The sequence below is a fragment of the Rhodococcus sp. GQ147 genome (genome assembly GCF_059759155.1).
Genome location: NZ_JCAXDU010000025.1, coordinates 26,226 through 49,505, shown reverse-complemented (window position 1 = coordinate 49,505; position 23,280 = coordinate 26,226). Strand labels below are relative to the sequence as shown.

The 23,280-nt window shown below is 67.1% G+C and carries 36 protein-coding genes and 1 other RNA gene; 23 read left to right on the top strand and 14 right to left on the bottom strand.

Features of this window, described 5'->3' with window-relative positions; genetic code table 11:
• Positions 1-18: 18 nt before the first annotated feature.
• From pgm to prfB, 9 genes are all read right to left on the bottom strand, one after another.
• The gene (gene pgm, locus AC6CID_RS22470; protein ID WP_498354518.1) at positions 19-1,647 is read right to left on the bottom strand and encodes a phosphoglucomutase (alpha-D-glucose-1,6-bisphosphate-dependent); all 1,629 of its coding nucleotides are present in this window, start codon (positions 1,645-1,647) and stop codon (positions 19-21) included.
• Between the two features lie 410 nt (positions 1,648-2,057).
• Positions 2,058-2,426, bottom strand: a transfer-messenger RNA (tmRNA) gene (gene ssrA / locus AC6CID_RS22465).
• A 255-nt stretch (positions 2,427-2,681) separates the two neighbouring features.
• Positions 2,682-3,539, bottom strand: a complete 858-nt coding sequence (locus AC6CID_RS22460; RefSeq protein ID WP_051121498.1) for a DMT family transporter — start codon at positions 3,537-3,539, stop codon at positions 2,682-2,684.
• Positions 3,536-4,012: an SsrA-binding protein SmpB gene (smpB, locus tag AC6CID_RS22455; protein WP_024101458.1), complete on the bottom strand. Its 477-nt coding sequence runs from the start codon at positions 4,010-4,012 to the stop codon at positions 3,536-3,538. Before smpB ends, AC6CID_RS22460 begins: the two co-directional genes overlap by 4 nt.
• Before the next feature lie 69 nt (positions 4,013-4,081).
• Positions 4,082-4,987, bottom strand: a complete 906-nt coding sequence (ftsX, locus tag AC6CID_RS22450) for a permease-like cell division protein FtsX (protein WP_006550352.1) — start codon at positions 4,985-4,987, stop codon at positions 4,082-4,084.
• A gap of 49 nt (positions 4,988-5,036) precedes the next feature.
• Positions 5,037-5,726, bottom strand: coding sequence for a cell division ATP-binding protein FtsE (gene ftsE, locus AC6CID_RS22445; RefSeq protein ID WP_064061580.1), 690 nt, complete (start codon positions 5,724-5,726; stop codon positions 5,037-5,039).
• Between the two features lie 55 nt (positions 5,727-5,781).
• Positions 5,782-6,288: an Rv3103c transmembrane domain-containing protein gene (locus AC6CID_RS22440; RefSeq protein WP_006550348.1), complete on the bottom strand. Its 507-nt coding sequence runs from the start codon at positions 6,286-6,288 to the stop codon at positions 5,782-5,784.
• Positions 6,285-7,172, bottom strand: coding sequence for a mechanosensitive ion channel family protein (locus tag AC6CID_RS22435; RefSeq protein WP_006550346.1), 888 nt, complete (start codon positions 7,170-7,172; stop codon positions 6,285-6,287). The genes AC6CID_RS22440 and AC6CID_RS22435 overlap by 4 nt, the downstream gene beginning before the upstream one ends.
• Positions 7,173-7,193: 21 nt before the next feature.
• Positions 7,194-8,312: a peptide chain release factor 2 gene (gene prfB / locus AC6CID_RS22430; RefSeq protein ID WP_006550345.1), complete on the bottom strand. Its 1,119-nt coding sequence runs from the start codon at positions 8,310-8,312 to the stop codon at positions 7,194-7,196.
• Positions 8,313-8,458: 146 nt separating this feature from the next.
• On the opposite strand from prfB, the gene hisN reads away from it, so the two are divergent.
• Positions 8,459-9,244 carry a histidinol-phosphatase gene (gene hisN / locus AC6CID_RS22425; RefSeq protein ID WP_006550344.1) on the top strand — a complete coding sequence of 262 codons (786 nt, stop codon included), beginning with the start codon at positions 8,459-8,461 and terminating at the stop codon, positions 9,242-9,244.
• 45 nt (positions 9,245-9,289) lie between these two features.
• Here hisN and AC6CID_RS22420 read toward each other — a convergent pair whose 3' ends face one another.
• Positions 9,290-9,754 (bottom strand): GyrI-like domain-containing protein, encoded by a 465-nt coding sequence (locus AC6CID_RS22420; RefSeq protein WP_052227240.1) that lies wholly within the window; start codon positions 9,752-9,754, stop codon positions 9,290-9,292.
• Positions 9,681-9,914 (bottom strand): MerR family DNA-binding transcriptional regulator, encoded by a 234-nt coding sequence (locus tag AC6CID_RS22415; RefSeq protein WP_232512219.1) that lies wholly within the window; start codon positions 9,912-9,914, stop codon positions 9,681-9,683. The genes AC6CID_RS22420 and AC6CID_RS22415 overlap by 74 nt, the downstream gene beginning before the upstream one ends.
• Positions 9,915-10,080: 166 nt before the next feature.
• On the opposite strand from AC6CID_RS22415, the gene AC6CID_RS22410 reads away from it, so the two are divergent.
• Positions 10,081-11,475: an acyl-CoA dehydrogenase family protein gene (locus tag AC6CID_RS22410; RefSeq protein WP_024101462.1), complete on the top strand. Its 1,395-nt coding sequence runs from the start codon at positions 10,081-10,083 to the stop codon at positions 11,473-11,475.
• Between the two features lie 28 nt (positions 11,476-11,503).
• A complete protein-coding gene (locus AC6CID_RS22405) occupies positions 11,504-12,718 on the top strand; it encodes an acyl-CoA dehydrogenase family protein (RefSeq protein ID WP_498354517.1) in 1,215 nt (404 codons plus the stop codon).
• A 4-nt stretch (positions 12,719-12,722) separates the two neighbouring features.
• Here AC6CID_RS22405 and AC6CID_RS22400 read toward each other — a convergent pair whose 3' ends face one another.
• The 3 genes from AC6CID_RS22400 to AC6CID_RS22390 are packed head-to-tail and all read right to left on the bottom strand — an operon-like array spanning position 12,723 to position 14,817.
• Positions 12,723-13,961, bottom strand: a complete 1,239-nt coding sequence (locus AC6CID_RS22400; protein ID WP_498354516.1) for a tyrosine-type recombinase/integrase — start codon at positions 13,959-13,961, stop codon at positions 12,723-12,725.
• Entirely contained in the window at positions 13,961-14,344 is a 384-nt protein-coding gene (locus AC6CID_RS22395) for an ImmA/IrrE family metallo-endopeptidase (RefSeq protein ID WP_039957791.1), read from the bottom strand. The genes AC6CID_RS22400 and AC6CID_RS22395 overlap by 1 nt, the downstream gene beginning before the upstream one ends.
• 8 nt (positions 14,345-14,352) lie before the next feature.
• Positions 14,353-14,817, bottom strand: a complete 465-nt coding sequence (locus tag AC6CID_RS22390) for a hypothetical protein (RefSeq protein ID WP_498354515.1) — start codon at positions 14,815-14,817, stop codon at positions 14,353-14,355.
• Positions 14,818-14,976: 159 nt separating this feature from the next.
• Here AC6CID_RS22390 and AC6CID_RS22385 point away from each other — a divergent pair, with 159 nt between their 5' ends.
• From AC6CID_RS22385 to AC6CID_RS22290, 20 genes are all read left to right on the top strand, one after another.
• Positions 14,977-15,201 carry a hypothetical protein gene (locus tag AC6CID_RS22385; RefSeq protein WP_006550336.1) on the top strand — a complete coding sequence of 75 codons (225 nt, stop codon included), beginning with the start codon at positions 14,977-14,979 and terminating at the stop codon, positions 15,199-15,201.
• An 11-nt stretch (positions 15,202-15,212) separates the two neighbouring features.
• Positions 15,213-15,425 (top strand): helix-turn-helix domain-containing protein, encoded by a 213-nt coding sequence (locus AC6CID_RS22380; RefSeq protein ID WP_006550335.1) that lies wholly within the window; start codon positions 15,213-15,215, stop codon positions 15,423-15,425.
• Between the two features lie 222 nt (positions 15,426-15,647).
• Positions 15,648-15,995: a hypothetical protein gene (locus AC6CID_RS22375; protein WP_006550334.1), complete on the top strand. Its 348-nt coding sequence runs from the start codon at positions 15,648-15,650 to the stop codon at positions 15,993-15,995.
• Positions 15,992-16,165, top strand: a complete 174-nt coding sequence (locus tag AC6CID_RS22370; protein WP_170318470.1) for a hypothetical protein — start codon at positions 15,992-15,994, stop codon at positions 16,163-16,165. The genes AC6CID_RS22375 and AC6CID_RS22370 overlap by 4 nt, the downstream gene beginning before the upstream one ends.
• A gap of 64 nt (positions 16,166-16,229) precedes the next feature.
• Positions 16,230-16,577, top strand: a complete 348-nt coding sequence (locus tag AC6CID_RS22365; RefSeq protein ID WP_497151493.1) for a hypothetical protein — start codon at positions 16,230-16,232, stop codon at positions 16,575-16,577.
• Positions 16,574-16,783 (top strand): hypothetical protein, encoded by a 210-nt coding sequence (locus AC6CID_RS22360; protein ID WP_006550332.1) that lies wholly within the window; start codon positions 16,574-16,576, stop codon positions 16,781-16,783. Before AC6CID_RS22365 ends, AC6CID_RS22360 begins: the two co-directional genes overlap by 4 nt.
• On the top strand, positions 16,780-17,040 hold the full coding sequence (locus AC6CID_RS22355; RefSeq protein ID WP_006550331.1) for a hypothetical protein: 261 nt from the start codon (positions 16,780-16,782) through the stop codon (positions 17,038-17,040). Before AC6CID_RS22360 ends, AC6CID_RS22355 begins: the two co-directional genes overlap by 4 nt.
• Positions 17,037-17,333, top strand: coding sequence for a hypothetical protein (locus AC6CID_RS22350; RefSeq protein WP_138941494.1), 297 nt, complete (start codon positions 17,037-17,039; stop codon positions 17,331-17,333). Before AC6CID_RS22355 ends, AC6CID_RS22350 begins: the two co-directional genes overlap by 4 nt.
• Entirely contained in the window at positions 17,333-17,554 is a 222-nt protein-coding gene (locus tag AC6CID_RS22345; RefSeq protein WP_006550329.1) for a hypothetical protein, read from the top strand. Before AC6CID_RS22350 ends, AC6CID_RS22345 begins: the two co-directional genes overlap by 1 nt.
• The gene (locus AC6CID_RS22340) at positions 17,551-18,444 is read left to right on the top strand and encodes a YqaJ viral recombinase family protein (RefSeq protein WP_498354514.1); all 894 of its coding nucleotides are present in this window, start codon (positions 17,551-17,553) and stop codon (positions 18,442-18,444) included. Before AC6CID_RS22345 ends, AC6CID_RS22340 begins: the two co-directional genes overlap by 4 nt.
• On the top strand, positions 18,441-19,436 hold the full coding sequence (locus tag AC6CID_RS22335) for a hypothetical protein (RefSeq protein ID WP_498354513.1): 996 nt from the start codon (positions 18,441-18,443) through the stop codon (positions 19,434-19,436). Before AC6CID_RS22340 ends, AC6CID_RS22335 begins: the two co-directional genes overlap by 4 nt.
• Positions 19,433-19,609, top strand: coding sequence for a hypothetical protein (locus AC6CID_RS22330; RefSeq protein ID WP_498354512.1), 177 nt, complete (start codon positions 19,433-19,435; stop codon positions 19,607-19,609). The genes AC6CID_RS22335 and AC6CID_RS22330 overlap by 4 nt, the downstream gene beginning before the upstream one ends.
• An 11-nt stretch (positions 19,610-19,620) precedes the next feature.
• Entirely contained in the window at positions 19,621-19,995 is a 375-nt protein-coding gene (locus AC6CID_RS22325) for a hypothetical protein (protein ID WP_498354511.1), read from the top strand.
• Positions 19,995-20,123 (top strand): hypothetical protein, encoded by a 129-nt coding sequence (locus AC6CID_RS22320; protein ID WP_498354510.1) that lies wholly within the window; start codon positions 19,995-19,997, stop codon positions 20,121-20,123. The genes AC6CID_RS22325 and AC6CID_RS22320 overlap by 1 nt, the downstream gene beginning before the upstream one ends.
• The gene (locus AC6CID_RS22315; RefSeq protein ID WP_498354509.1) at positions 20,120-20,392 is read left to right on the top strand and encodes a hypothetical protein; all 273 of its coding nucleotides are present in this window, start codon (positions 20,120-20,122) and stop codon (positions 20,390-20,392) included. The genes AC6CID_RS22320 and AC6CID_RS22315 overlap by 4 nt, the downstream gene beginning before the upstream one ends.
• A complete protein-coding gene (locus tag AC6CID_RS22310; protein ID WP_498354508.1) occupies positions 20,389-20,793 on the top strand; it encodes a hypothetical protein in 405 nt (134 codons plus the stop codon). Before AC6CID_RS22315 ends, AC6CID_RS22310 begins: the two co-directional genes overlap by 4 nt.
• A gap of 8 nt (positions 20,794-20,801) precedes the next feature.
• Entirely contained in the window at positions 20,802-20,948 is a 147-nt protein-coding gene (locus AC6CID_RS22305; protein WP_498354507.1) for a hypothetical protein, read from the top strand.
• 145 nt (positions 20,949-21,093) lie between these two features.
• On the top strand, positions 21,094-22,083 hold the full coding sequence (locus AC6CID_RS22300) for a hypothetical protein (RefSeq protein WP_498354506.1): 990 nt from the start codon (positions 21,094-21,096) through the stop codon (positions 22,081-22,083).
• On the top strand, positions 22,080-22,643 hold the full coding sequence (locus tag AC6CID_RS22295) for a hypothetical protein (protein WP_498354505.1): 564 nt from the start codon (positions 22,080-22,082) through the stop codon (positions 22,641-22,643). Before AC6CID_RS22300 ends, AC6CID_RS22295 begins: the two co-directional genes overlap by 4 nt.
• The gene (locus AC6CID_RS22290; protein WP_498354504.1) at positions 22,636-23,043 is read left to right on the top strand and encodes a hypothetical protein; all 408 of its coding nucleotides are present in this window, start codon (positions 22,636-22,638) and stop codon (positions 23,041-23,043) included. Before AC6CID_RS22295 ends, AC6CID_RS22290 begins: the two co-directional genes overlap by 8 nt.
• Positions 23,044-23,280 lie beyond the last annotated feature (237 nt).

The window sequence follows — 23,280 nt, the reverse complement described above, 5'->3', positions numbered from 1 at the left end:
CGCGGTGGGCGAGCGGGCTCAGGACAGGACGGACGAGACGAGTTCGCGTGCCGCCTGCTGGACCTCGGCGAGATGGTCGGGGCCGCGGAACGATTCGGCGTAGATCTTGAAGACGTCCTCGGTGCCGGACGGGCGGGCGGCGAACCACGCGTTCTCGGTGGTGACCTTCAGGCCACCGATCGCGGCACCGTTGCCGGGTGCCGCAGTGAGCGTCGCGGTGATCGGTTCGCCGGCGAGCTCGGTGGCGCCGACCTGCTCGGACGACAGTTTCGACAGCACCGCCTTCTGCTCGCGCGTCGCCGGGGCGTCCACGCGCGCGTAAGCGGGGTCGCCGTACCGATCGACGAGTTCGGCATAGTAGCGGGACGGGCTCTTCTCCGTCACCGCGGTGATCTCCGCCGCGAGCAGGGCGAGGACGATGCCGTCCTTGTCGGTGGTCCACACCGAGCCGTCGCGCCGGAGGAAGGACGCACCGGCGCTCTCCTCCCCGCCGAAGCCCAGCGAACCGTCGCTCAGCCCGGAAACGAACCATTTGAAGCCCACCGGCACCTCGAGCAGGTCGCGGCCGAGGCCGGCGGCGACCCGGTCGATCATCGACGAACTCACGAGCGTCTTGCCCACCTTGCTCGACTCCGCCCAACCGGGGCGATTGCGGAACAGGTAGTCGATCGCGACGGCGAGATAGTGGTTCGGATTGAGCAGACCGGCGTCGGGGGTGACGATGCCGTGCCGGTCGGCGTCGGCGTCGTTGCCGGTCGCGAGGTCGTAGGCCTCGCGGTTGCCGATCAGCGATGCCATGGCGTTCGGCGACGAGCAGTCCATGCGGATCTTCCCGTCGGTGTCGAGCGTCATGAACCGCCAGGTGGCGTCGACGAGCGGATTGACGACGGTGAGGTCAAGGGCGTGCCGTTCGGCGATCTCGCCCCAGTAGTCGACGCTCGCACCGCCCATCGGGTCGGCGCCGATCCGTACCCCGGCAGCACGGACGACGTCGAGATCGACGATGTTCGGCAGATCGTCGATGTAGGCGGCGAGGAAGTCGTGTCGTCCGGCGGACGCGAGCGCCGACGAGAGCGGCACCCGCTTCACCCCGTCGAGTCCGGCGGCGAGCAGTTCGTTGGCGCGAGCGGCGATGACCGACGTCGCGTCGCTGTCGGCCGGACCACCCGACGGGGGGTTGTACTTGAAGCCACCGTCGCGCGGAGGATTGTGCGAGGGGGTGACGACGATCCCGTCGGCGCGGGCACCGGAGCCGGAATTGTGCTGCAGGATCGCGTGACTGACGGCCGGAGTCGGGGTGTAGCGGTCGCGGGAGTCGACGACCACTTCGACGCCGTTCGCGACGAGCACTTCGAGCGCGCTCGCCCAGGCCGGTTCGGACAGGGCGTGCGTGTCGCGGCCGAAGAACAGCGGGCCCGAAGTGCCCTGCTGGGCGCGGTATTCGACGATGGCCTGGGTGGTCGCGAGGATGTGGGCTTCGTTGAACGCACCGTCGAGGCTCGAGCCGCGATGACCGGACGTGCCGAAAGCCACCTGCTGCGAGGCGTTCTCGGGATCCGGTTGCACGGTGTAGTAGGCGGTGACAAGGTGTGCGAGATCTTCGAGATCCGCCGCGGTGGCCGGCTGTCCCGCTCGTTCGTGCGCCATGTGCTCTCCTCGTCGATGGTGGTGTTCTCATCTTGCCGCCGATCCGCGGCACGCGCGGGATGAGTACCCCGATCCGCGCGTCGGTACGGATACTGACGAAAAGGTCATCACGGCCATGGGACCAAAGTTTCTGACCCGAAAGTAGTATTGGCGTTCACAATTAGGTGGGCTAACTTCAGTGAACGAAATGAAGACGATGCCGGGGAGGACATTTCTTCGTTTCGCTCTCACTGTTTCGGCGCCGTCTCCGACGTCTCCGGGACCGACAGCGACCGTGCCCGTCGTCGAGAACACTCACCCTCTGAGTCTCGACGGCGGGCACTGCCGTTTCCCGAAGCTGCCGATCAGGCTCACCCGGACAACAAGAAACCCGGGTAGGTGATCGATGGTCGATCACCTACCCGGGTCGATGGTGGAGCTGCCGGGAATCGAACCCGGGTCCTCCGCCGCCTCGCGAGGGCTTCTCCGTGTGCAGTTCGCTATGTCTCTACTCGGATCTCCCGTTCTCGCGAACAAGACGAGATGACGATCCCAGTCGCTGTTTGTTGTCCCGCACGTCTCCGCGACCGAGCCGTACGGTAGAGCTCTCTAGTCGATGCCAGGATCCGGGTCGAGAGCAAACCCGGGCTGACAGAGACGCGCTCGCTTAGGCAGCGAGGGCGTACTCGCGCTGAGTGGACTCGGCGCTTAATTGGTTGCAGCGACGCTTACGGTGGTCTCTTGCCTGCACCGACACGCTTCCCCTTGCTCAACGTACGCAGTCGAAACCGTTCAGCCCCGTACGCGCCTGCGACCTTCGCAGGACTACCTACTGTAACGACCCGAAGGCCCGATGTCATTCCCATTTTCGAAAACGATTCGTTGCCGGGTCATGAGGCTACTCACACCGCCGCTCACCGGCAACGGAACCGGGTCGGGGTGACCCGAGTCCGGCGTCGCCGGGTGTCACCCGTAGCGCTCCGTCCGGTGACGCGCTTTCCACGATGCCGGGTCCAGCGCCTCCAGGATTCGTGTTCTTCCCACCCCACCCCGGATCAGCCGGGCAGGCTGACGAGTGCGACGGCCAGTCCGGCTGCGAGCAGGCCGAGCAGTTTCACCCGGCTCACGCGCTCTCCGAGCACGATGACGGCGAGTAGCACCGTCACCGCCGGATACAGCGCCGCGATCACGCTCACCAGCGACAGCAGGCCGTGCTGGTAGGCGAACAGCAGTGCACCGTTCGCGATCACGTCGATCACGCCGATCCCGATCAGGATCGGCAGGAGCGACCGGATCGGCCACACCACGGTGCGCCACGAGAAGGCGATCACCAGCCAGACCACGAGGGTGGCGGTCGCGCGGGAGGCGGCGAGCGGCCACAGGCCGGTGCCGGTACCGACCTGACCGAGGCCGATGAACGACAACGCGAAGGCGATGCCCGATCCGACCGTCCACCACGCGATCCTCGACGTGAAGCGCGGGTGTCCGACACCGGTGACGGTCTCGTCGGATTCGCGGCTGACCAGCCCCACCGCGATCACCGCGACGACGATGCCGAGATAGGCGAGCAGACCTGGCCGGTCCCCCGTCGCGATCCCGAACAGCACGGGGATTCCGGCCACGACGACAGCGGTGACCGGTGAGACGACCGACATCGGCCCGTTCGCCAGTGCGAGGTAGAACCACCAGACGGCGATGCCGCCGGCCACGCCCGCTGCGGCACCCCACGCGAGGGACGCCGCGGTGAGGTCGCCGCCGACGATCGACGCGGCGATCAGGGACACGACGAGCGAAGCCGGGTAGGTGACGGCGACGACGCCGAGTGCGCTCGCGCGACGGGAGGCGGCACCCCCGGCGAAATCGCTGAGGCCGTACCCGACCGCCGCGAGAAGCGCGAGCGCGACCGCGATCAGCGGCTCATGCCCTTCACTCGCCGGCCGAGCTCGCGGGTCACCTCACGTTCGGCGGTCCGGCGGGCGAGATCCTGACGCTTGTCGTAGTCCTGCTTGCCCTTGGCGAGCGCGAGCTCGACCTTGACCTTGCCGTCGGAGAAGTACATCGACAGCGGCACGAGGGTCTGGTTGCCCTCCCGGGTCTTGCCGACGAGCGCGTCGATCTCGCGACGGTGCAGCAGCAGCTTGCGGGTGCGGCGCGGAGCGTGGTTGGTCCACGTGCCGTGCCCGTATTCCGGAATGTGCAGACCCCGCAACCACACCTCGCCGTCGTCGACGGTCGCGAATGCGTCCACCAGGGAGGCCTTTCCCTCCCGCAGGCTCTTGACCTCGGTACCGACGAGGGCGATGCCCGCCTCGTAGGTGTCGAGGATGGTGTAGTTGTGGCGCGCCTTCCGGTTGGTCGCGATGACCTTCCGGCCCTTTTCCTTCACGTGCAGGCCTTTCCGGTCCACGATCGATCGAACAGAACACCGTCCAGCATAGGAACCTCGCACGACACCTTATTCACGCACGTACAGACGCAAGGTCACATACGAGGTGAGAGCGGCCATTCCCACGCCCACGAGGACCAGGAACGGCGAGACCAGAAGGATGTCGCTGTCGGTGATGCGGGCGACGATGTTCGCGTCGTAGACCTCGGTGAGCATGTCGTCGACGAACATGCTCTTGGCGACGAAGAGTCCGCCGATGGCGAGTGCGGCACCCACGATCGCGGCGATCACCGCTTCGAGGAGGAAGGGCAGCTGCGTGTACCAGCGGGTCGCGCCGACCAGCCGCATGATGCCGACCTCGGTGCGGCGGGTGAAGGCCGCGATCTGCACCATGTTCGCGATCAGAAGCACGGCCGCGATCGCCTGGATCGTGGCGATGGCGAACGCGCCGTTGCGGATGCCGCCGAGCACGCCGAACAGACGCTCGACGAGATCCTGCTGGTTGAGCACGCTGTCGACGCCGGGCCGGGTACCGAAATCGTCCTGGATCGCCGCGAATCGATCCGGATCGGACATCTTGATCTTGAAGGAGGCAGGGAAGCTGTCGGCACTCACGAGTTCGGCGAGTTCGGGCTGATCGGCGAAGACACGATCGGTGGCGTCGAGGACGGCGTCGTCGCGGCTCAGGTACTGGACCGACACCACGTCGTCGGTGCTCTCGAGGTCGCTGCGCAGGGTGGAGCAGAGATCCTGCTCGCACTCCGGATCGAGCGAGGAGATGTCCTCGGTCAGGAACACCTGCACCTCGACCCGGTCGAGGAAGATCCGTTCCGTTTTGCCCGCCATCTGGACCACGAGCAGCCCCGCACCGAACAGCGCGAGGGAGATCGCCGTGGTGAGGATCATCGCGATGGTCATGGTGAGGTTGCGGCGCAGGCCGGTGGTGACCTCGCTGAACAGGAAGCTGGCACGCATCGGGTGGGATTCCTTCGGTTGCCTGGTGGGGATGCTCGGGTGACGGGATCTAGCGGCCGACGCCGTAGACGCCGCGTGCCTCGTCGCGCACGACGCGTCCGAGATCGAGTTCGACGACCCGTCGCCGCATCGAGTCGACGATGTGGTGGTCGTGGGTCGCCATGAGCACCGTCGTGCCCGTGCGGTTGATGCGTTCGAGCAGCAGCATGATGTCCTGGCTGGTCTCGGGGTCGAGGTTGCCGGTCGGTTCGTCGGCCATCAGCACGAGCGGCCGGTTGACGAACGCACGCGCGATCGCGACACGCTGCTGTTCGCCGCCGGACAGTTCGGCGGGCAACCGGTCGGCTTTGCCGGACAGTCCCACCAGGTCGAGAACCTCCGGCACCGTCCGTTCGATCACTCCGCGCGGCTTACCGATCACCTCGAGAGCGAACGAGATGTTCTCGGCGACCGTCTTGCGCTGGAGCAACCGGAAGTCCTGGAAGACGCATCCGAGATTCTGGCGCAGCTTCGGTACGCGACGCGCCGGCAGCCGGTTGACGTGGAAATCGGCCACGTGGATGTCGCCGGTGGTGGGCTTCTCCTCTCGCAGGAGCAACCGGAGGAAGGTCGACTTCCCGGATCCGGAGGGACCGATGAGAAAGACGAACTCGCCCTTCTCGACGTGCACCGAGACCCCTTCGAGCGCGGGACGCGTGGACGTCTTGTAGGACTTGGACACACTCTCCAGCCGGATCACGTGGACATGCTAACCGTTACCGGACGGTGACCTACGGCACCGGCTCGTCGGTGCTCTACGACGACGGAGCGTCGGTGTCCTCGGTCACCGTCGGATCCTGCTGGTCGTTCAGTCCGGGGATCGTGGGCAGGTCGAACGGGAACTGCCTGTTCGTCGTGGTGGGGGGCGCTGTCGTCGTGGCATCCTGCGGCGGCGTCCCGCCCTGTTCCCTGCCCGGCACGCCGGTCGCCGTCGTCGGCGGGAAGGTCGACGAGGTCGTCGGCGGATAGGGCGTGTCGGTGGTCTCCGGCACGGACTTCTCCTGCGGGGCGGTGGTCGCCGGCGGCACGTACGGCACGTAGGGCGTCTCGGAGATGATCACGGCGGTCGACGGCGCATCGGGGGTGTCCTCGGGCTGGTTGAGGAACAGGTAGGTCACCCACAGCGCAAGCCACAGGGTGCACAACGCGAAGGTCGTGGTCCTGATCCGCCCACCGAGGAGGTGCGACGGGATGCGCCTGCGGTGCTTCTCCTCCGGCTCGGTGGCCGCGCCCCCACCCGACGTCCCTCCACCCGGTGTCACTGTGCCTCCACTCGATCGACCACGCTGGCGGTGTCGAGCTGGGGCGTGACGGTGATGCCCCGTTCACGCAGTGCTCGCGCGATCCGCGCACGCAGCAGACGGCCCACCTGGAACTGCTTGCCGGGCAGCGTGCGCGCGACCATGCGGACGCTGAGCTGATCCACCTCGAGGCTCTCGACACCCATCACACTCGGTTCGTCGAGCAACAGCTCCCGCAGGCGGGGTTCCTTGTATGCGGCGACACCCAGTTCGCGCAGCATCTCGGTGACGTCGGCGATGTCGGCGGTCACCGGGATCGGCACGTCCACCACGGCGCGCGCCCAGTCCTTCGACAGGTTGACGGCCTTGTTGATCTGCCCGTTGGGGACGGTGATGACCTCACCCGCCGTGCTACGCACCCGGGTGACGCGCAACGTGACGTCCTCGACGGTGCCGATCGCGTCCTCGGACGCACCGGTCACGGAGATCTGCACGGTGTCGCCGAAGCCGTACTGCCGTTCGGTGATGATGAAGAACCCCGCGAGGATGTCCTGCACGATGCGCTGGGCACCGAAGCCGAGCGCCGCGCCGAGCACGGTCGCCGGCGCGACCAGGCTGCCGATGGGCAGCTGCAGATAGTCGAACACCTTCAGGGTCGCAACGATGTACACGAACGAGATCGCCATCCACGTGACCACCTGGGCGACCGAATGGCGATGCTTCGTCGCCTCGGACCGCACGAGGTCGTCGGACTGCGTGTAGCGCTCGTCGATGCGGCGCGTGATGCGGCTGCCGATCCAGGAGACGAACCGGGCGATCAGAACCGCCCCCAGAATCGTGAGTGCGATCAGCAGCCCGCTCGTCGACAACCAGTCGAGCAGTCTAGCTCCGGGAAGAAACGGCACAGGCCCCTCTCCTGTTTCCGATCACGATTTCTGCTCTTCTCGCATACGCCAGCGGATGCCCGATTCGAGGAATCCGTCGATGTCGCCGTCGAGCACCGCCGAGGGGTTGTTGACCTCGTACTCGGTGCGCAGGTCCTTGACCATCTGGTAGGGATGCAGCACGTACGAGCGCATCTGGTTGCCCCACGAACTGCCGCCGTCGCCCTTGAGCGCATCCATCTCGGCGCGCTCCTCCTGGCGCTTGCGCTCGAGGAGCTTGGCCTGCAGGACACGCATGGCCGCGACCTTGTTCTGCAACTGCGACTTCTCGTTCTGACAGGTGACGACGATGCCGGTCGGGATATGCGTCAGGCGCACGGCGGAGTCGGTGGTGTTGACCGACTGGCCTCCCGGGCCGGACGAGCGGTAGACGTCGACGCGGACGTCGTTCTCGTCGATGTCGATGTGGTCGGTGGTCTCGACGACGGGCAGCACCTCGACCTCGGCGAAGGAGGTCTGGCGGCGGCCCTGGTTGTCGAAGGGGCTGATGCGGACGAGACGGTGCGTGCCCATCTCGACCGACAGGGTCCCGTAGGTGTAGGGCGCCTTGACGGCGAAGGTGGCGGACTTGATGCCGGCCTCTTCCGCGTAGGAGGTGTCGTAGACCTCGACGCCGTAGCCGTGCTTGTCGGCCCAGCGGATGTACATACGCATGAGCATCTCGGCCCAGTCGGCGGCGTCGACGCCACCGGCGCCCGCGCGGATGTTGACGAGCGCGTCGCGCTGGTCGTACTCGCCGGACAGCAGCGTGCGCACCTCCATCGCCTCGATGTCGGCGCGCAGGCTCTCGCGTTCGGCCTCGGCGTCGGCCAGGGCGGCGGTGCGGGCCTCGCCCTCCTCGCCCTCGGCGAGCTCGTACAGAACCGGGAGATCCTCGAGCCGCTGGCGCAGGCCCTCGACCCGGCGCAGCTCACCCTGTGCGTGCGACAGTTCGCTGGTGACCTTCTGGGCGTGGTCCTGGTCGTTCCACAGCTCGGGGTCGGCGGCCTGGTGTTCGAGTTCGTCGATGCGCCGTCGCAGCTCCTCGACGTCGAGGACCGACTCCACGGTGCGGAGGGTCGTGTCGAGCTCGGTCAGGGCTGCGGAAACATCGGGATGCACGATTCAACAGGTTACCGGAGCGACGAACCGGCCCGCCGTGGGCAGCGATCGACACGGCAGGGCCCCGGTCGGGTCGAGCACCGCGCCGACCCCGGAGTGGACGGCAAGCTGCTCGGCCCCGGACGACGGCGGCTAGCGTTTCCGTCATGACCACCGACTACACCGCCGACCTGGACCTCGCACTCCGACTCGCCGACGCGTCCGACGCCATCACCCGCGACCGCTTCGGTGCGCTGGACCTGAAGGTGGACGACAAGCCGGACCTGAGTCCGGTCTCCGACGCCGACCTCGCCGTCGAGCGCGCCATCCGCGAGATGCTCGGCGAGCAGCGACCGGACGACGCGGTGCTCGGCGAGGAGTTCGGTGGCGACGCGGTCTTCCGCGGGCGGCAGTGGGTCGTCGATCCGATCGACGGCACGAAGAACTTCGTGCGTGGCGTACCGGTCTGGGCGAGCCTGATCTCGCTCCTCGAGGACGGTGTGCCTGTCGTGGGCGTGGTCAGCGCCCCGGCACTGAACCGTCGGTGGTGGGCGGCCGCGGACGGCGGCGCCTGGGTGTCGCACGACGGCGCCGAGCCCCGGCGCATCTCGGTGTCGGAGGTGACCGACCTCGCGTCGGCGTCGCTGAGCTTCTCGAGCCTGAGCGGCTGGCACGAGCGTGGCATCCGTGATCGTTTCGTCGCCCTGACCGACGACGTGTGGCGGGTGCGCGCCTACGGCGACTTCTTCTCCTACTGCCTGCTCGCCGAGGGCGCCCTCGAGATCGCGCTCGAACCCGAGGTTTCGCTGTGGGATCTGGCCGCGCTCGACGTGCTGGTGCGCGAGGCAGGTGGACGGTTCACGAACCTCGAGGGTGCGGACGGTCCGCACGGCGGCAGTGCGGTCGCGACCAACGGCACGCTGCACGACGAGGTGCTCGGTCGACTGAAGTGAGTGGCCGGCCCCACGCACGGATGGTCACGCGTGGGGCCGGGTTCGTCAGCGGACCGGGAGATGCACAGCGGTCTCGAGGTCGGCTTCGTTCGTGACGCCCGGATCATCGAGATAGACGTTGAAGTGGTGGGTGGCCACGTCGTCGTCGACCCGGGCCGCGGACAGGCCGTGTTCGGTCAGGAATTCGGCGATCGCCTCGTGGGCCCGCGGGATCGATTCGGCGTACGGCCCGGTCACGGTGGCGACGACCGCCCGGCGTGAGGGGAACTCGTGGACCGTCAGCGGCTCGCGGGCCGTGGTTCCCGGCGCCACCGGCAGGAACACCGATTCGTCGACGTCCGACTCACGGAACTCGCCGTCGTGTTCGATACATCCGCCGGGTCCGGTCGGGACGATGCCCTGCTCCTGCAGGGCGGGCATGAAGCGTTGCCACAGTTCACCTTCGGCCGAGTAGTCGGCGACGGTGCCGCGGAGGCAGACGTACGTCTGCTGAGGAATCTCGCGCGGCATCGGCGGTCTGCTCGGGGAGGTATCGGCGGTAACCGCTGACCTCGTCGACCACGGCGGGGATCAGCACTCCCTGCGAGTCGTAGTGCCGCAGCATCCGCACGCTGATCCGGGTCAGGGACGAGAACTCTCCGATGGACATCAACCTGGTGGTGTCGGCCATGGCGCCGAGTCTGCGACCTCACACGGTGTGAGAGTCAACTCGTGCTCGCGACACAGCGGACGATGCTGGGCGACACGCGTCCACCGCGGAACTTACTGCGCGGTAGACAGTGACCTTACTCAGAAGTAAGATCGGGAGTGTCCGCTGCCGCATCGAGAGACTTCTGGTGATCATGAGCAAGCAAGACAGCGTGGGCCGCCACACGCCTCGCGACACGTCCGCCGTCGGCCTCAATCCGATCAAACGCGACGCCATGGGTGCTGCCATGCGCGTGCTCACCCGGATCACGGGTTCCGAACTGGCCGACCGGTACAAGATCCGCGAGACGATCGACCGGATCACGTACCAGTCCACGAAAACCGGCTTCAAGACCCTCGGCGCCGCCACGCGCACCTTCAAGAAGATGTCCGGCGGCGCGAGCGGCCCGCAGCGTCTCACCACCGCGAAGAACGCCGACTTCTTCGATCTCACCCCGACCGACGATCAGCAGATGATCACGGAGACGGTGCGTGAGTTCGCCGCCGAGATCCTGCGCCCCGCCGCGCACGACGCCGACGAGGCCGCCGCGGCCCCGGCCGATCTGCTCGCGCGCGCAGCCGAACTCGGCATCACCATGGTCAACGTACCCGAGGCGTTCGACGGCGCCGCCGACGAGCGCGGCGTGGTCACCAACGTGCTGGTCGCCGAGGCCCTCGCGCACGGCGACATGGGCCTGGCCCTGCCGATCCTCGCGCCGAGCGGTGTGGCCGTGGCGCTCACACAGTGGGGCACCGAGGACCAACAGAAGACCTACCTGCCGGCCTTCGCCGGCGACGATGTCCCCCAGGCGTCGGTCGTCGTCGCCGAGCCGCGCGCCCTGTTCGATCCCTTCGCGTTGCAGACCAAGGCGGTGCGCTCCCCCAGCGGCTACCGGCTCAACGGCGTGAAGTCGTTCGTCCCGGCGGCGGGCAGCGCCGAACTGTTCGTCGTGGCAGCCGAACTCGACGGTAAGCCGTCCCTCTTCCTCGTCGAGGCGAAGAGCAAGGGCGTCGTGATCGAGGCCGATCCGGGCATGGGCCTGCGCGCCGCCGGACTGGGCCGCCTTCTGCTCGAGGACGTCGCGGTGCCGGAATCGGCACGTCTCGGCGACGACGACGCCGACGTCCGCGCCGAGCAGTACGCCGACGCCGTGCGCCTGTCGCGCCTGGGCTGGGCAGCTCTGGCGATGGGCACCGGTCAGGCCGTGCTCGACTACGTGGTCCCCTACGTCAACGAGCGCGAGGCGTTCGGCGAGCCCATCAGCCACCGGCAGGCGGTGGCGTTCATGGTGGCCAACATCAAGATCGAGCTCGACGGTCTACGTCTGGTCACCCTGCGCGGTGCGTCGCGGGCCGAGCAGGGCCTGTCGTTCGCTCGCGAGGCGGCCCTGGCCCGCAAGCTCGCCACCGACAAGGGCATGCAGTTCGGCCTCGACGGCGTCCAGCTGCTCGGCGGCCACGGCTACACCAAGGAACACCCCGTCGAACGTTGGTACCGCGACCTGCGAGCAATCGGAGTCGCCGAGGGCGTCGTCCTCGTCTGATCGGCCCGACCCGAACAAGGAACCTGTGATGATCAATCTCGAACTTCCCCGGAAGCTCAAGGCTTCCGCGAACCAGGCCCATCAGGTCGCCGCGCAGATTTTCCGGCCGATCTCCCGCAAGTACGACCTCGCCGAGCACGAGTACCCCATCGAACTCGACACCATGGCCGCGATGGTCGAAGGGCTCAACGACTCCGGCCAGGGCGCGGCGGGTGCCGCGCTCGGCCGCGACAGCAAGGCCAAGCAGGACGGCCCCGCCGGAAATGCCAACGGCGGCAACATGGCCGGACTCCTCAATGTCATCGAGACGTGCTGGGGCGACGTCGGCCTGACCCTGTCGATCCCCTACCAGGGCCTGGGCAATTCCGCGATCGCCGCGGTGGCCACCGACGAGCAGCTCGAACGCTTCGGCAAGGTGTGGGCCTCCATGGCAATCACCGAGCCCGGTTTCGGATCCGATTCGGCGGCCGTGACGACCACGGCCGTGCTCGACGGCGACGAGTGGGTCCTCAACGGCGAGAAGATCTTCGTCACCGCCGGTGAGCGTTCCACGCACATCGTCGTGTGGGCGTCCGTCGACAGGTCGAAGGGCCGCGCCGCGATCAAGTCGTTCGTCGTGCCGCGCGAGGCTCCCGGACTCTCGGTCGCGCGTCTCGAGAAGAAGCTCGGCATCAAGGCATCCGACACCGCGGTGCTCGTGCTCGACAACTGCCGCATCCCGAAGGACAACATCCTCGGCTCCCCGGAGGTGAACACCGAGAAGGGGTTCGCCGGGGTCATGCAGACATTCGACAACACGCGTCCGATCGTGGCCGGCATGGCCGTGGGTCTCGGTCGTGCGGTACTCGAGGAACTGCGCACGATCCTGAAGGAGGCGGGCGTCGAGGTCTCCTACGACATCCCCGCGAACAACCAGCATGCCGCGGCCGCCGAGTTCCTCGCGCTCGAGGCCGACTGGGAGGCCGCCTACCTGCTCGCGCTGCGCGCGACGTGGATGGCCGACAACAAGAAGCCCAACTCCCTCGAGGCGTCGGTGTCGAAGGCGAAGGCCGGCCGCACCGGCACCGCGGTCTCGCTCAAGGCCGTCGAACTCGCCGGAACCTACGGGTATTCGCAGCGGCCGCTGCTCGAGAAGTGGGCACGCGATTCCAAGATTCTCGACATCTTCGAGGGCACCCAGCAGATCCAGCAGCTCATCGTCGCTCGACGGGTGTTGGGCAAGACCTCGGCCGAACTGAAGTAGCAGGTCAGAGCGCTCGTTCTTCCACGTCGCTGCCCCCGTCGCCCTCGCTGGCGGCGGGGGCAGCCTCCGTTTCCGACCCCTCCGCCTCATCGTCGGTCCCGACCTGGTCCCGGCCGAGCGCCGAGTCGACTGCCGAACGGGTCCGCTCGTCCTCCCCCGGCCACAGGTGCGCGTACACCTCGAGCGTCGTCGTCGGCGTCGAATGCCCGAGCCGCTCCTGCACCGTCTTCACACTCGCGCCCGAGAAGATCAGCGTCGACGCGTAGAAGTGCCGCAGGCTGTGCCAGGTGATCTCCTCGTCCAACCCAAGGCGATCACGCACCAGCTTGAACGACTTGCCCAGCGTCGACGACGACCACATCTGACCCTTCACGGTCCGGAAGATCGGCATCGACCGGTCCGCGCATGGGTTCTCCTCGAGTTCCTTCGCGAGCGCTTCGAGCGCCACGTCCGGGAGCGGAAGGCGACGGCTCATCTTCGTCTTCAGCGGCGCCCACGAGAACTCCGACGTCCCCGTCTTCGACTGCTCGGAGATCGTGGCCTCCTTGCGAAGGAAGTCCACCGACCGGATCCGCAGACCCGCGAGCTCACCCGCGCGCAGGCCCGTCGCCGCACCGACGACGATCATGCGCGCCAGCGTCGGGTGCGCCGGCACCGCCCCCCTACCCTTCGGCACGCCCTGCCGAGCCGCGTCCGCGAGGAGCCACACCTGCTCGCCGGTCAGGATCTCGGCGCGGGTGACCGCCTTGTCGCCGCGGCGCCGAGTGGCGATGCCGGCACATGGGGATTTACGGAGCAGGCCGTCGGACACGGCCATGTTCATGCACCCGGCGAGCTGGCCCGAGAAGTTCCGCACCGTCGTATCACCGAGGCCATCGCAACCCTTCACCCACGGGCGGCCGGTGCGCAGCTCATGTTGCCAATCGCGCACGTGGGAGCCGCGGAGCTTGCCGATCGGGATGTCGGCGAGCCGACCGAGATTGCGGCCGATCTGCTCCCGCACCTTCCGGGTTCCGTCGGTGTGCGCTGCCTGTTCCCATGAGCGCCAGAGGTGGGCGACGGTGATCTCCTGCGACTTCGGGTCGATCCAGTCACCGTCGCGGACCTCCTTCTCGCGGTCGCGAACCCAGTCTTTCGCATCCCGCTCGAAGTCGAATGTTTTGGTGCGTTCCTTGCCGTCGGCGCCGATGTAGCGCGCGACCCACCGCACCTTCCCGCCGCGGATGCGCTTCTGGGGCTTCATCAGTTTCTCCTCATCCACAGCTCTTTCCACACCCGCACGATGCGGACGGTGACACCGAGGTGATGGGCGATCGCGCCCTCGTGCGTGCCGTGGAGACGCTCGGCCTCTCGGTATTCGGCAGGGGTGATGAGCAGCTGGGCAGCGAACTCGTCGGCCTGGCGCTCCTGCTTGGCGTGCAGTAGATCGTCGAGCGCACACCGATGCCCGTAGTGGTGGTGCCCCAGCTCGTGGCCGAGCGCGCTCACAGCATCACGTTGGCGCAGTCCGGATTTGAGGACGATGCACCGGTGAGAGGGGTAGTACCTGGCCGGCTCACTGCTGGGGATATCGCCCTCGACGACGAAGATCCCAGCAGCAGCGACGGCGTCGTAGAGCCGCTTCACCACCGGTCCTACGGCGTGTAATCGTGGTCCGTCGAGTCATCGTCGTACTCGTCGTCGCCCCGGGTCATTGCCACGTACTCCTCTCCCTCCAAATCCTCGAGAGTAGGAGCGGACTGCGGTTTGAGTTGGTGGACAGTGCCACCCGTGCGCCCGGGGGTGCGCCACTGCAGCGTCGGGTTGAGTCGTGTTGCGAGTTCGAGGGCCAGTTCGCCTTCGGTGGCGGTCTCAACGAGCTTGCCTTCGCCTTCGAGGAATCCGTACACCTCGCTGTATTCGAGCTTGTGGAGTTCGACGAGGGCGTCGATGGGGCTCACATGGAGTGCGCGAGCCAGTGCGATCAGGTCGTCGGCGCTGAGCCCTTCCGCCAGGCGGTTCTGCGCTGTCTTGCGTGAGACACCCAGGTGCTCGGCGATTTCCGTGACGGTGATGCGCCGGCGGGTGACCTCACTGAACCATGCTCGTTGATCGCTCATGGACGGCAATGCTACTGAGTAACTTTTTACCCGTCAAGTGAGCATCAACCTGCACATTCGCCCACTTCACTACACACCACTTGCGTCATTTGATTGCCAAATCACATCGGTGTGGGTTAACTTCTACCCATCGCACCGCTAAGGGAGGTGAAAGTGCGAATGTTTCTACTCAGTTTGGACGAGATCGAGCGGGTGAAGCGCGCTCACCGCATCCGGAGCGTCACCGGACTCGCCGAGGTTACGGGCCTGACGCGGAAGACCTGGTCTACCGCCCTCCGTGATCGGCGGCCCACTCCTCAAGTCCTGGAAGCGCTGGCCCGCCTCGGTGCTCGACCCGACCGCGTCCTCATCGCCGACGAAGCCGCTATCTCCATGTCCGCGTAGGAGCCGACTCCGTGAACTCGACACACATGTCCGTGAAGCAGCTGGCTGCGCGGTGGAGCTGCCCGGTCAGCGCGATCTACCAGCAGGTGCGCTCCGGCGGCCTGGCCGCACTCCACATCGGCCAGACGATCCGCATCCCGATCGCAGAGATCGAGCGCTTCGAAGCGCAGAACACGACCGGCGGCGACGAAGTCGGCCGGCGACGCAAGACCCGATCCGCATAAGAACGGCCGCCAGGTGGGCGAACACCTGACGGCCACGACAAGAGATGGGAACCCAATGTCACGCACGAGCATACCGCGGAGGGACCGACGAACTGGCCGCCGCATCTCGCTCCTTCTGATCCTGATGTTCCTCGGCGCGGCCACCGTTGGCGCCTGCGACTACACGAGCGAGCCGGTCGTCATCGGCGAGTACAAGGCTCCGACCGAAACCTGGGAGGACCAGTGATTACCTTCCTGTTCGGCTTCGTCACCGCATTCGCCGTCTCGGGAATCGCAGCTGTTGCCTTCGGACTGCACCTGCGCCACAAGAGCGAATCCTCCGAGTTCACCGAAGAGGACGCCCAGGCCACCGCCGAGGAGCTCCTCGCCGAACTCGGCGACTCCATCCGTTACGCCGGGGCGATCCTCACCATCGGGTATCACCCCGACGATCCCGAGTCGATCGTCATCCAGGGGCACGTCGGGCCGGGCCGCACGTTGTGCGATCGCTGTGTCGGCGAGTCCCTCGCCCAGACTGCACAGCGCCTCCTCGAGCGCACTCCGCATCACCGCACCGGCGGTCAGCGATGAACGGGCCCCGACGCTCCGATGTCACCCTCTCGGCCGCCATCGGCACCGCGTTCCTCCGCGGCTTCCGCGATCACAAGACCACCCGCGAGCAGGAGGGGAAGACTGCCGCGGCTCCCGAGGCGCCGGAGTCGGGGGATTCCGGCTCCGGCGCCACCCCCACCACCTCCTGATCTCCGGCGGCGATGCGGGACTACTCCGCCGCATCGCCGCCGGCATCCACGAAAGACGAACCCAATGACCGAACAGATCGATATCCGGGCAGCCGCTCTGACCATGGCGCAGGAGGCCGCGAAGCACTCCGAGAACAGGCCGATTCTCGCGCTCGACTACGCCAACGCCGCCGAGGCCCTGCACCGCCTGGCCGACATCGAGGATCGTCTCGACTTCGCGCCGAGCCAGCACGCCGTCTCCCGGGCGAAAATCGCGAACGAGCTCGATGCCACGGGCCCTCTCGAGGTCCTCACGCTCCTCGGTGACGAGGTGCGGATCCTCGCCAGCCTCGCAACCTCCAGGCTCGCCGATGGCCCCCGCGACCAGCGCGTACAGGACCTGCTCGACCGCGCGAAGCGAGCACTGCAATGAGCGCGCACCCGTACCCCGACCCAGCCGACAGCTGGGATCCCCTGCCGCCCAGCCCTCCCGGGCACGGCCCGTGGGAGCTCGTCGACCAGCGCGCCTACCACCGCGCATGGAAGGACGACCTGCCCGTCGCGATCGTCGACGTCGTCCACGGCGACCGACACCAGACCAAGTACTTCATCGCACACATGAACGGAGGCACCCGATGAGCACCCGCCTCGCCGAATGGACTCCCGAGGACTCCGACGCTCTCGACGTCGAGATCCTCGTCGAATGCCGGCGCCGCGCCCCGATGCGCCGCTCGAAGATGGGCTACGCCGAACGCGGCGTCATGATCACCGCCGCGCGCACTCTCGCCGCGAAGGGACGTGACGACGAGGCTATCGCCGAGCATCTCGGCATCACCTCGCGCTCGATCCTCCGCTGGAAGAAGTCCCTCGCAGCCAGTGGGGAGGCGTGGGCATGAGCGCACCCGACGAGATCCTCGACAGCGTCCTCGACGTCGTCAACGAAATGCCCAACGTCGACGGCCACGGAGCGTGGCGCGAGGTAGGCCCGCTCGAATGGCAGCGCATCTGCGAGAAGCACACGCACGCCACTGCGTACATCGAGATCAGCACACCCGGCGACGAGATCGAGATCGCGCACCTCGTCGCCGATCCGGATCCCGAGGCGAACAAGCCCGTCTTCGACGACGGCGCCGCGGCCGACCGGGCTCGCGAGATCGCTCTCGACTGCTCCCTGGGGGTGACTCCGTAATGGCACGTCTCGACGTTCCCGACACCTACGCCCACACCATCACCACGCAAGGCTGCGACGACAGCGCCACTGTTCGTATCGAGCTCACGCGCGACGAGGCGCGAGCTGTCGCCAAGGTTGCTCGCGAGATCAACTACGCCTCGGACTACAGCTGCATGCCGAAGCTCTACATCGAAGAGGGCGTGGCCGAAAAGGCGACAGGGATCGAGGTGGACGAATGACCCTCGATCTCACCCCCGGCTCGCCCGAGTGGCGCCGCACCGTCACCGCCTCGAAGGTCCCTGCCATCCTCGGCGTCTCGCGCTGGCAGTCGCAGTACGCGCTGTGGCACGAGATGGCCGGCCTCGTCGACCCGGCACCGATCAGCCAGTCGACGCAGGAGCTGTTCGACTACGGTCACGCCGCCGAGCTCGCCGCCCGCGAGTACTGGCTGCGCCGTAACCCCGGCTGGCGGGCGTCGCAGGGCGAGGTGCAGTACATGCGTACCGACCTCGTCGGCATCCCGCTCGCTGTCGCCACCATCGATCGGCGTGGGTCACGTGGCAACGCCCGCAAGATCATCGAGGTCAAGACCGCACGCGACCTCGAGGAGTTCGGCGACGACGGATCGGGCGAAGTGCCGATCGACTACGCCGTGCAGATCACCTGGCAGATGCTCATCGCCCAGATCCACCAGGCCGACCTCGTCCTGTGGCCGCAGTACGGGCTGCCGCGCATCTACCCGATCGAGTTCGACGAGGAGCTGGCGAAGACCATCCTCGTCCGCGTCATCGCCTGGGTCGCTTCCATCGACTCCGGCACCCCGCCGGACCTCGACAACTCGGTCACGACGTACGAGTGCCTGCGCAGGCTGCACCCGGACATCGATCGCGGCGCCGAGGTCGAACTCGACGAGCAGCTCGCCGCCGACTACCTGCGCACCGTCGCCGACCGGAAGCTCATCGACGCCGAGGAGCGAGGTCTGAAGATCCGGATCCTCGACCGCATGGGCCGCGCCCAGTTCGCGATGTGCCAGGGCCACAAGATCGCCGATCGCCGCAACTCCAAGGGCGACAACGTTTCTCTCTATCCGAACAGCAAGTCCGATTTCCTCGAAGGAGTAAGTGCATGACCACCAACGACATCGCGCCCCTGGACGAGGCCGACATCGTCCCCTCGGGCGGAAGCTTCGTCGCGACCACCGATTCGAGCAAGGCGATCGACACCCTCATGTCGCACGCCAAGGCGATGGATATCGCATACAAGCTCGCCGAAGGCATGTGCAAGACCGCGCTCGTGCCGAGCATCTACCGCGGGAAGCCCGCCGACGGTACAGCGGCGATCCTGTACGGCGCCGAGCTGGGCCTCAACCCGATTCAGTCCCTGCAGCAGATCTTCGTCGTACACGGGACACCGGCGATCTATGCCCGGACGATGGTCGCTCTGCTGAAGGTGAAGGGCTACCACATCTGGACCGAGGAGAGCACCGACGAGTCGGTGACGGTCTGCGGACAGGCGCCTTCCGGGATCTCCGAGTCCTCTACCTGGGATATCGAGCGTGCTACGAAGGCCGGCTACGTCCCGACGGTCGATGAGAAGACCGGCAAGTTCAAGACGAACGAGAACGGCAAGCTGATCGGGAACGAGAAGTACCTCAAGGACCCGCAGGCGATGCTCTACGCGAAGGCCGCCTCGGAGGTCTGCCGCAAGCTCGCGCCCGATGTCCTCCTCGGTATCGCGCATACCCGCGAGGACCTCGAGCTCGATCCGCCGGAGGAGGCGACCGTCCAGCGCAGCGCACCGAAGCAGCGCGGTATTGCGGGCGCCCGGGCCGCTCTCGGGATCGCCTCGAAGCAGGTGGCAGAACCGGAACCCGCGCAGGTCAGCGAACCGGCCACGGCAGAGAAGGCGCCTCCGGCGGCGACCGCTGCGGACCTCAAGCGCCTCGACGCTGCACTCACCGAGGCGGGGATCACCGACATCGGCGAGCGCCGAACCTTCCTCTCCGCGCGCGCTGGCCGTGAGCTGAAGGCCGCCCGCGAGCTCACCCGCGACGAGGTCGCCTCGATCGTCCAGTTCGTCAAGACGGGCGAGGAGCAGGTGTCCGGCGGTGAGCAGTCGTGAGCGACACCGAGGCGAAGGTCAGCCACTACGAGCTCGCCGAGAGCCGTCTCGTCGACGCAAGCGCCGCTCATCACATGCGCAATGACCTGCTCGAAGCGCACTACCACCTCAATCGCGCAATCGCCCACGCTGCGCTCGCCATAGCCGACGCACTCGAAAACCACCAATCCTGAGGGAGCACAGCATGTCTCAGAACCAGCCCCTGATCGACTCGGCTCGACTCCAGTTCTCCGGCCTCTCCGCCGAGGACTTCGAGGATGTGCCCCAGATCGGCGAGCAGCGCACGTACACGATCATCGCCGTCTGCCAGTCGCACACCGAGCGCGCCATGGCAAACGAGGGCACGCGCAAGTCGGTGAACATGAAGGTCGTTCGGGTCCTCTCGGGCGTCGACGAGTCGATCGAGGACGAAGTCGACGAGGAGCCGAACCTCTTCGACTCGGCCGACGAGGACGACCAGGATGACGAGCCCGAGACGCTCGGTGACGTCGCCGCGAAGGTCGTGAAGTTCGACGGCCCGCAGTTCTCCGCCGCCGACGAGCCGGACGGCGTCGCGTAATGACCCGCCCCGAGCTCTCCGCCCTCGTCGTCGTGTGCCTCTCGGCCGCGACGGCGGGGGCGACCCTCGGCGCCCGACTGGCGCTGCGGATCGCCGAGGCGTGTGACCGACGAATCGAGTCGCTGTGAACGCCGACGAGCAGACCCGGATCGACAGCGTCCGCGACTACGCCGCGCAGCTCCGAACCGACGCCGAGCTCTACCTCGAGTTCGGTGCCATCGGGACCACCGCTCTGCTCCGCGACATCGCAGGCGCCCTCGAACGGATCACCGGAGACCACCCGCGACGCGAGTCCGAAACGGTGGCAAAACGGGCCCATGCCATTGGAAAAATTTCTAACCAATGGCATGGCAGCAAAAATCCATCGGAAGACAACTCGGTAGGTGGCCGGCCGTGACCCCCAACCAGCTCCGCCTCCTCGCCGAACTCGACCCGTGGCAGATCCTCGGCCTCGCCGTCGACCCTGATGGCGCCTGCTCGAGCCTGCGCGAGCGGCATGGCGGAGGCACCCCGCTCGACGAGCAGTGTCGGGCAGCGCGACTCATGCGCGCCACGTACCGATGGGGCATCGCAATGACCGGCTACGGCGACTACACCCGCCAGCGCACCGCCCGCGACCTCGAGCACGCCGTCACGCTCACCTGGGCTCAGATCACGGCCTGGTCTGCAGCACTCACGGACGAGCAGCGCGAGCGAGCCCGCGAGGCACTGACCGCGACTCGCGAGGAACAGCGCCAGGTCACCGCCGAGCTTCTCGCGCCAGCCGAATCCCGCGACACCGAACCCACGCTCTTCTAGGAGCTCTCATGACCCCCTCACCCGACGACACGACGCGCAGCCGAGTCATCGAACTCGATGACGGAAGTCAGATCACGATTAGCGGCGGCCCAGGCGGAGATCTCGGCATATCACTCACCGACGCAGACATCGACGACGAGAGCGACTCGCCATGACCGTCCCCTGCCCCGTCTGCCGTCGCCAGGTGCACGCCACCGACTGCACCGGCCGCGTCTGCCGACACGACGACACCGCACACCACACCTGCCCGATGTCCGGGCACATCTACCCCACCGACAACGAAGAAAGGAGGGCATCCTGATGGCGAACAGCGTTGGACAGATCAGCGTCACGATCTGGCGAGACAAGGACTTCCGCGCCCGCACCCCGGAAGCGCAACGCATGTACATGCTTCTGCTCTCCCAGCGTGATCTCGACCGCATGGGGATGCAGCCCCTGATGGTCTCCCAGTGGTCCAAGGGGTGCGACCACACCACGATCGACGACGTCTGGCGTGCTCTGCACGAGCTCCAGGAGCACCGGTTCGTGTTCTTCGACGAGGACACCGAGGAGTTGTTCATCCGCTCGTACGCGCGCAACTCACAGGTCGTGAAGTCGCCGAACCTCCTCAAGTCCGCGCTGAAGTCGGCGCGTCTCGTCGAGTCCGATTTCCTGCGTCACGAGGTCGCCGTCGAACTGCGCCGGCTGAGTCGAGCCGATGCCGATCTCGTGGCCGAAGAGATCGATCCAGGTCCCATCACCCGAACCCTTCCGGAACCCTTCTCGAACCCTTCCGGAACGGTTTCGCAACCCTTCCCGAACCCTTCGGCAAATCCCCAGGTCGAACAGTTCGCGAACCCTTCCGGAACCCTTCCGATTTCGAACCCTTCCGAAAGGGTTCCGGAACCCCTAGGAGTAGGAGAGGGAGTAGGAGAACTCTCTTTAGGTAGTAATTCAGTTGGGGGGTCGCGCGCGTACGCACACGCGCGCGAGGGCGAAACACCACCCTCCCCTCATTGCCCTCGACACCCCGGCGGAACGGATGCGCCATGCCGCGCCTGCGGCGACGCCAAGCGCGCACGCCGTGAATGGGAGGCTCGGCGAGACCTCGACGTCATCACCGCCCGCTCGGCCGCAGCGCTGGAGCGAGCCGAACTCCGAGCCCGGGCCATCCTCGAATGCGAGCTGTGCGATGACGAGGGCTACGCCGGCACCGCCGTGTGCGATCACGACCCACACACGGCCGAGCGCGCCCAGCGCGGCATGGCCGCGGTCCGAGCTGCCATCGCGAAGCCGAAGGGGGCAGCGTGACGTACGTCGTCGGGCTCGACCCCTCGCTCACGGCCGCTGGGATCGCCGCTATCCCCCATCCCCAGCACGCGGGTACCCCCAACGTCCCCCGATGCGTCTCCGTCGGCGCTGGAGGGTCAATCGATGCCACTGACTCCGAGACCGCACTGCGCATCGAGCGGCAACGCGACGCGATCCTGCGATCGATGCCCGCGAAAGTCTCGCTCGTCGTCGTCGAAGCACTCCCCCGGCCCAACCCGAACGCACCCGGCAAGCACTCCGAACGCTGCGGGCTCTACTGGGCGCTGCTCGCCTTCCTCGCCGCACGCAAGATCCCCATCGCGACCGTCTCGCCGACGACGCTCAAGAAGTTCGCGACCGGCGACGGCCGCGCCGAGAAGCCCGCGATGCTCGCCGCGGCCCGCGAACTTTGGCCGCACGCGAAGGTGCGCGACCACAACGCCGCCGACGCGCTGCTGCTCGCATCGATGGGCGCGCACCGCCTCGGGTGGCACGAACCCGAACTGCCCTGCCATGTCTCACCGAACGTCAACTGGCCGAAGGAGCTGACCCGTGTCTGACCGCGACATCGTTGACCGCATCGACGAGCTCGTCGATGAGCAGCTCAGCCGCTACGACGAGCGCACCGGCTACGACTACAACGTCGGCATCGACAAGTGCCCCCACTGCGACGGTGAGTGGCACGGCCTGCCGATGACCGAGCGTGTGCGCGAGATGCGCGCCTACTACTGCGGATGCCCGGCGTGTGCCGATCAGCTCGATCAGTACCGCGTCGACGAGGACGACTCGCCGATCTGGTGCCCCGGCTCCGAGTTCATCGGACCGTGGGCGAATCCGGCGCAGCTCAGGCGCATTCGCGAAGGGGTGATAACCGCCGAATGGGGACGCCCCCCCCGGGGCTTGGACACTCGACCGCTTGATGGTGGTCCGAAGCGAGATGTGGTCGAACCCCTTTCTTGAGCGGCGGGGAATCCCGTTCACCCTGACTCCCGCTGAGGTCCTGGAAAATCGCCTGCGTTCGATTCAGGACGTGATGCGGGACGTACTCAACGACGTCGGCCTCTCGTGGACTCTTCCGCCGAATCCCTTCGCGACTGATCCCGAGCCCGAGACGGAACCGCAGACGCCACAGGAGCGCGCCCTGCCGCGCCCGTCCAACGAGCCGCCCATGTGGGCCGTCCAACCGAACCGTCAGCG

What these genes read in the sequence shown, in the direction of transcription:
- AC6CID_RS22365 (WP_497151493.1), top strand. Translation starts at nt 16,230, where the DNA reads ATGACCGAACAGATCGATATCCGGGCAGCCGCTCTGACCATGGCGCAG.
- AC6CID_RS22300 (WP_498354506.1), top strand. Translation starts at nt 21,094, where the DNA reads ATGGCGAACAGCGTTGGACAGATCAGCGTCACGATCTGGCGAGACAAG.
- AC6CID_RS22370 (WP_170318470.1), top strand. Translation starts at nt 15,992, where the DNA reads ATGAACGGGCCCCGACGCTCCGATGTCACCCTCTCGGCCGCCATCGGC.
- pgm (WP_498354518.1), bottom strand. Translation starts at nt 1,647, where the DNA reads ATGGCGCACGAACGAGCGGGACAGCCGGCCACCGCGGCGGATCTCGAA.
- AC6CID_RS22390 (WP_498354515.1), bottom strand. Translation starts at nt 14,817, where the DNA reads ATGAGCGATCAACGAGCATGGTTCAGTGAGGTCACCCGCCGGCGCATC.
- ftsX (WP_006550352.1), bottom strand. Translation starts at nt 4,987, where the DNA reads ATGCGTGCCAGCTTCCTGTTCAGCGAGGTCACCACCGGCCTGCGCCGC.
- AC6CID_RS22325 (WP_498354511.1), top strand. Translation starts at nt 19,621, where the DNA reads ATGTCTCAGAACCAGCCCCTGATCGACTCGGCTCGACTCCAGTTCTCC.
- AC6CID_RS22340 (WP_498354514.1), top strand. Translation starts at nt 17,551, where the DNA reads ATGACCCTCGATCTCACCCCCGGCTCGCCCGAGTGGCGCCGCACCGTC.
- AC6CID_RS22350 (WP_138941494.1), top strand. Translation starts at nt 17,037, where the DNA reads ATGAGCGCACCCGACGAGATCCTCGACAGCGTCCTCGACGTCGTCAAC.
- AC6CID_RS22415 (WP_232512219.1), bottom strand. Translation starts at nt 9,914, where the DNA reads ATGGCCGACACCACCAGGTTGATGTCCATCGGAGAGTTCTCGTCCCTG.
- AC6CID_RS22420 (WP_052227240.1), bottom strand. Translation starts at nt 9,754, where the DNA reads ATGCCGCGCGAGATTCCTCAGCAGACGTACGTCTGCCTCCGCGGCACC.
- AC6CID_RS22335 (WP_498354513.1), top strand. Translation starts at nt 18,441, where the DNA reads ATGACCACCAACGACATCGCGCCCCTGGACGAGGCCGACATCGTCCCC.
- AC6CID_RS22405 (WP_498354517.1), top strand. Translation starts at nt 11,504, where the DNA reads ATGATCAATCTCGAACTTCCCCGGAAGCTCAAGGCTTCCGCGAACCAG.
- AC6CID_RS22320 (WP_498354510.1), top strand. Translation starts at nt 19,995, where the DNA reads ATGACCCGCCCCGAGCTCTCCGCCCTCGTCGTCGTGTGCCTCTCGGCC.
- AC6CID_RS22345 (WP_006550329.1), top strand. Translation starts at nt 17,333, where the DNA reads ATGGCACGTCTCGACGTTCCCGACACCTACGCCCACACCATCACCACG.
- AC6CID_RS22385 (WP_006550336.1), top strand. Translation starts at nt 14,977, where the DNA reads ATGTTTCTACTCAGTTTGGACGAGATCGAGCGGGTGAAGCGCGCTCAC.
- hisN (WP_006550344.1), top strand. Translation starts at nt 8,459, where the DNA reads ATGACCACCGACTACACCGCCGACCTGGACCTCGCACTCCGACTCGCC.
- AC6CID_RS22305 (WP_498354507.1), top strand. Translation starts at nt 20,802, where the DNA reads ATGACCCCCTCACCCGACGACACGACGCGCAGCCGAGTCATCGAACTC.
- AC6CID_RS22355 (WP_006550331.1), top strand. Translation starts at nt 16,780, where the DNA reads ATGAGCACCCGCCTCGCCGAATGGACTCCCGAGGACTCCGACGCTCTC.
- AC6CID_RS22360 (WP_006550332.1), top strand. Translation starts at nt 16,574, where the DNA reads ATGAGCGCGCACCCGTACCCCGACCCAGCCGACAGCTGGGATCCCCTG.
- AC6CID_RS22400 (WP_498354516.1), bottom strand. Translation starts at nt 13,961, where the DNA reads ATGAAGCCCCAGAAGCGCATCCGCGGCGGGAAGGTGCGGTGGGTCGCG.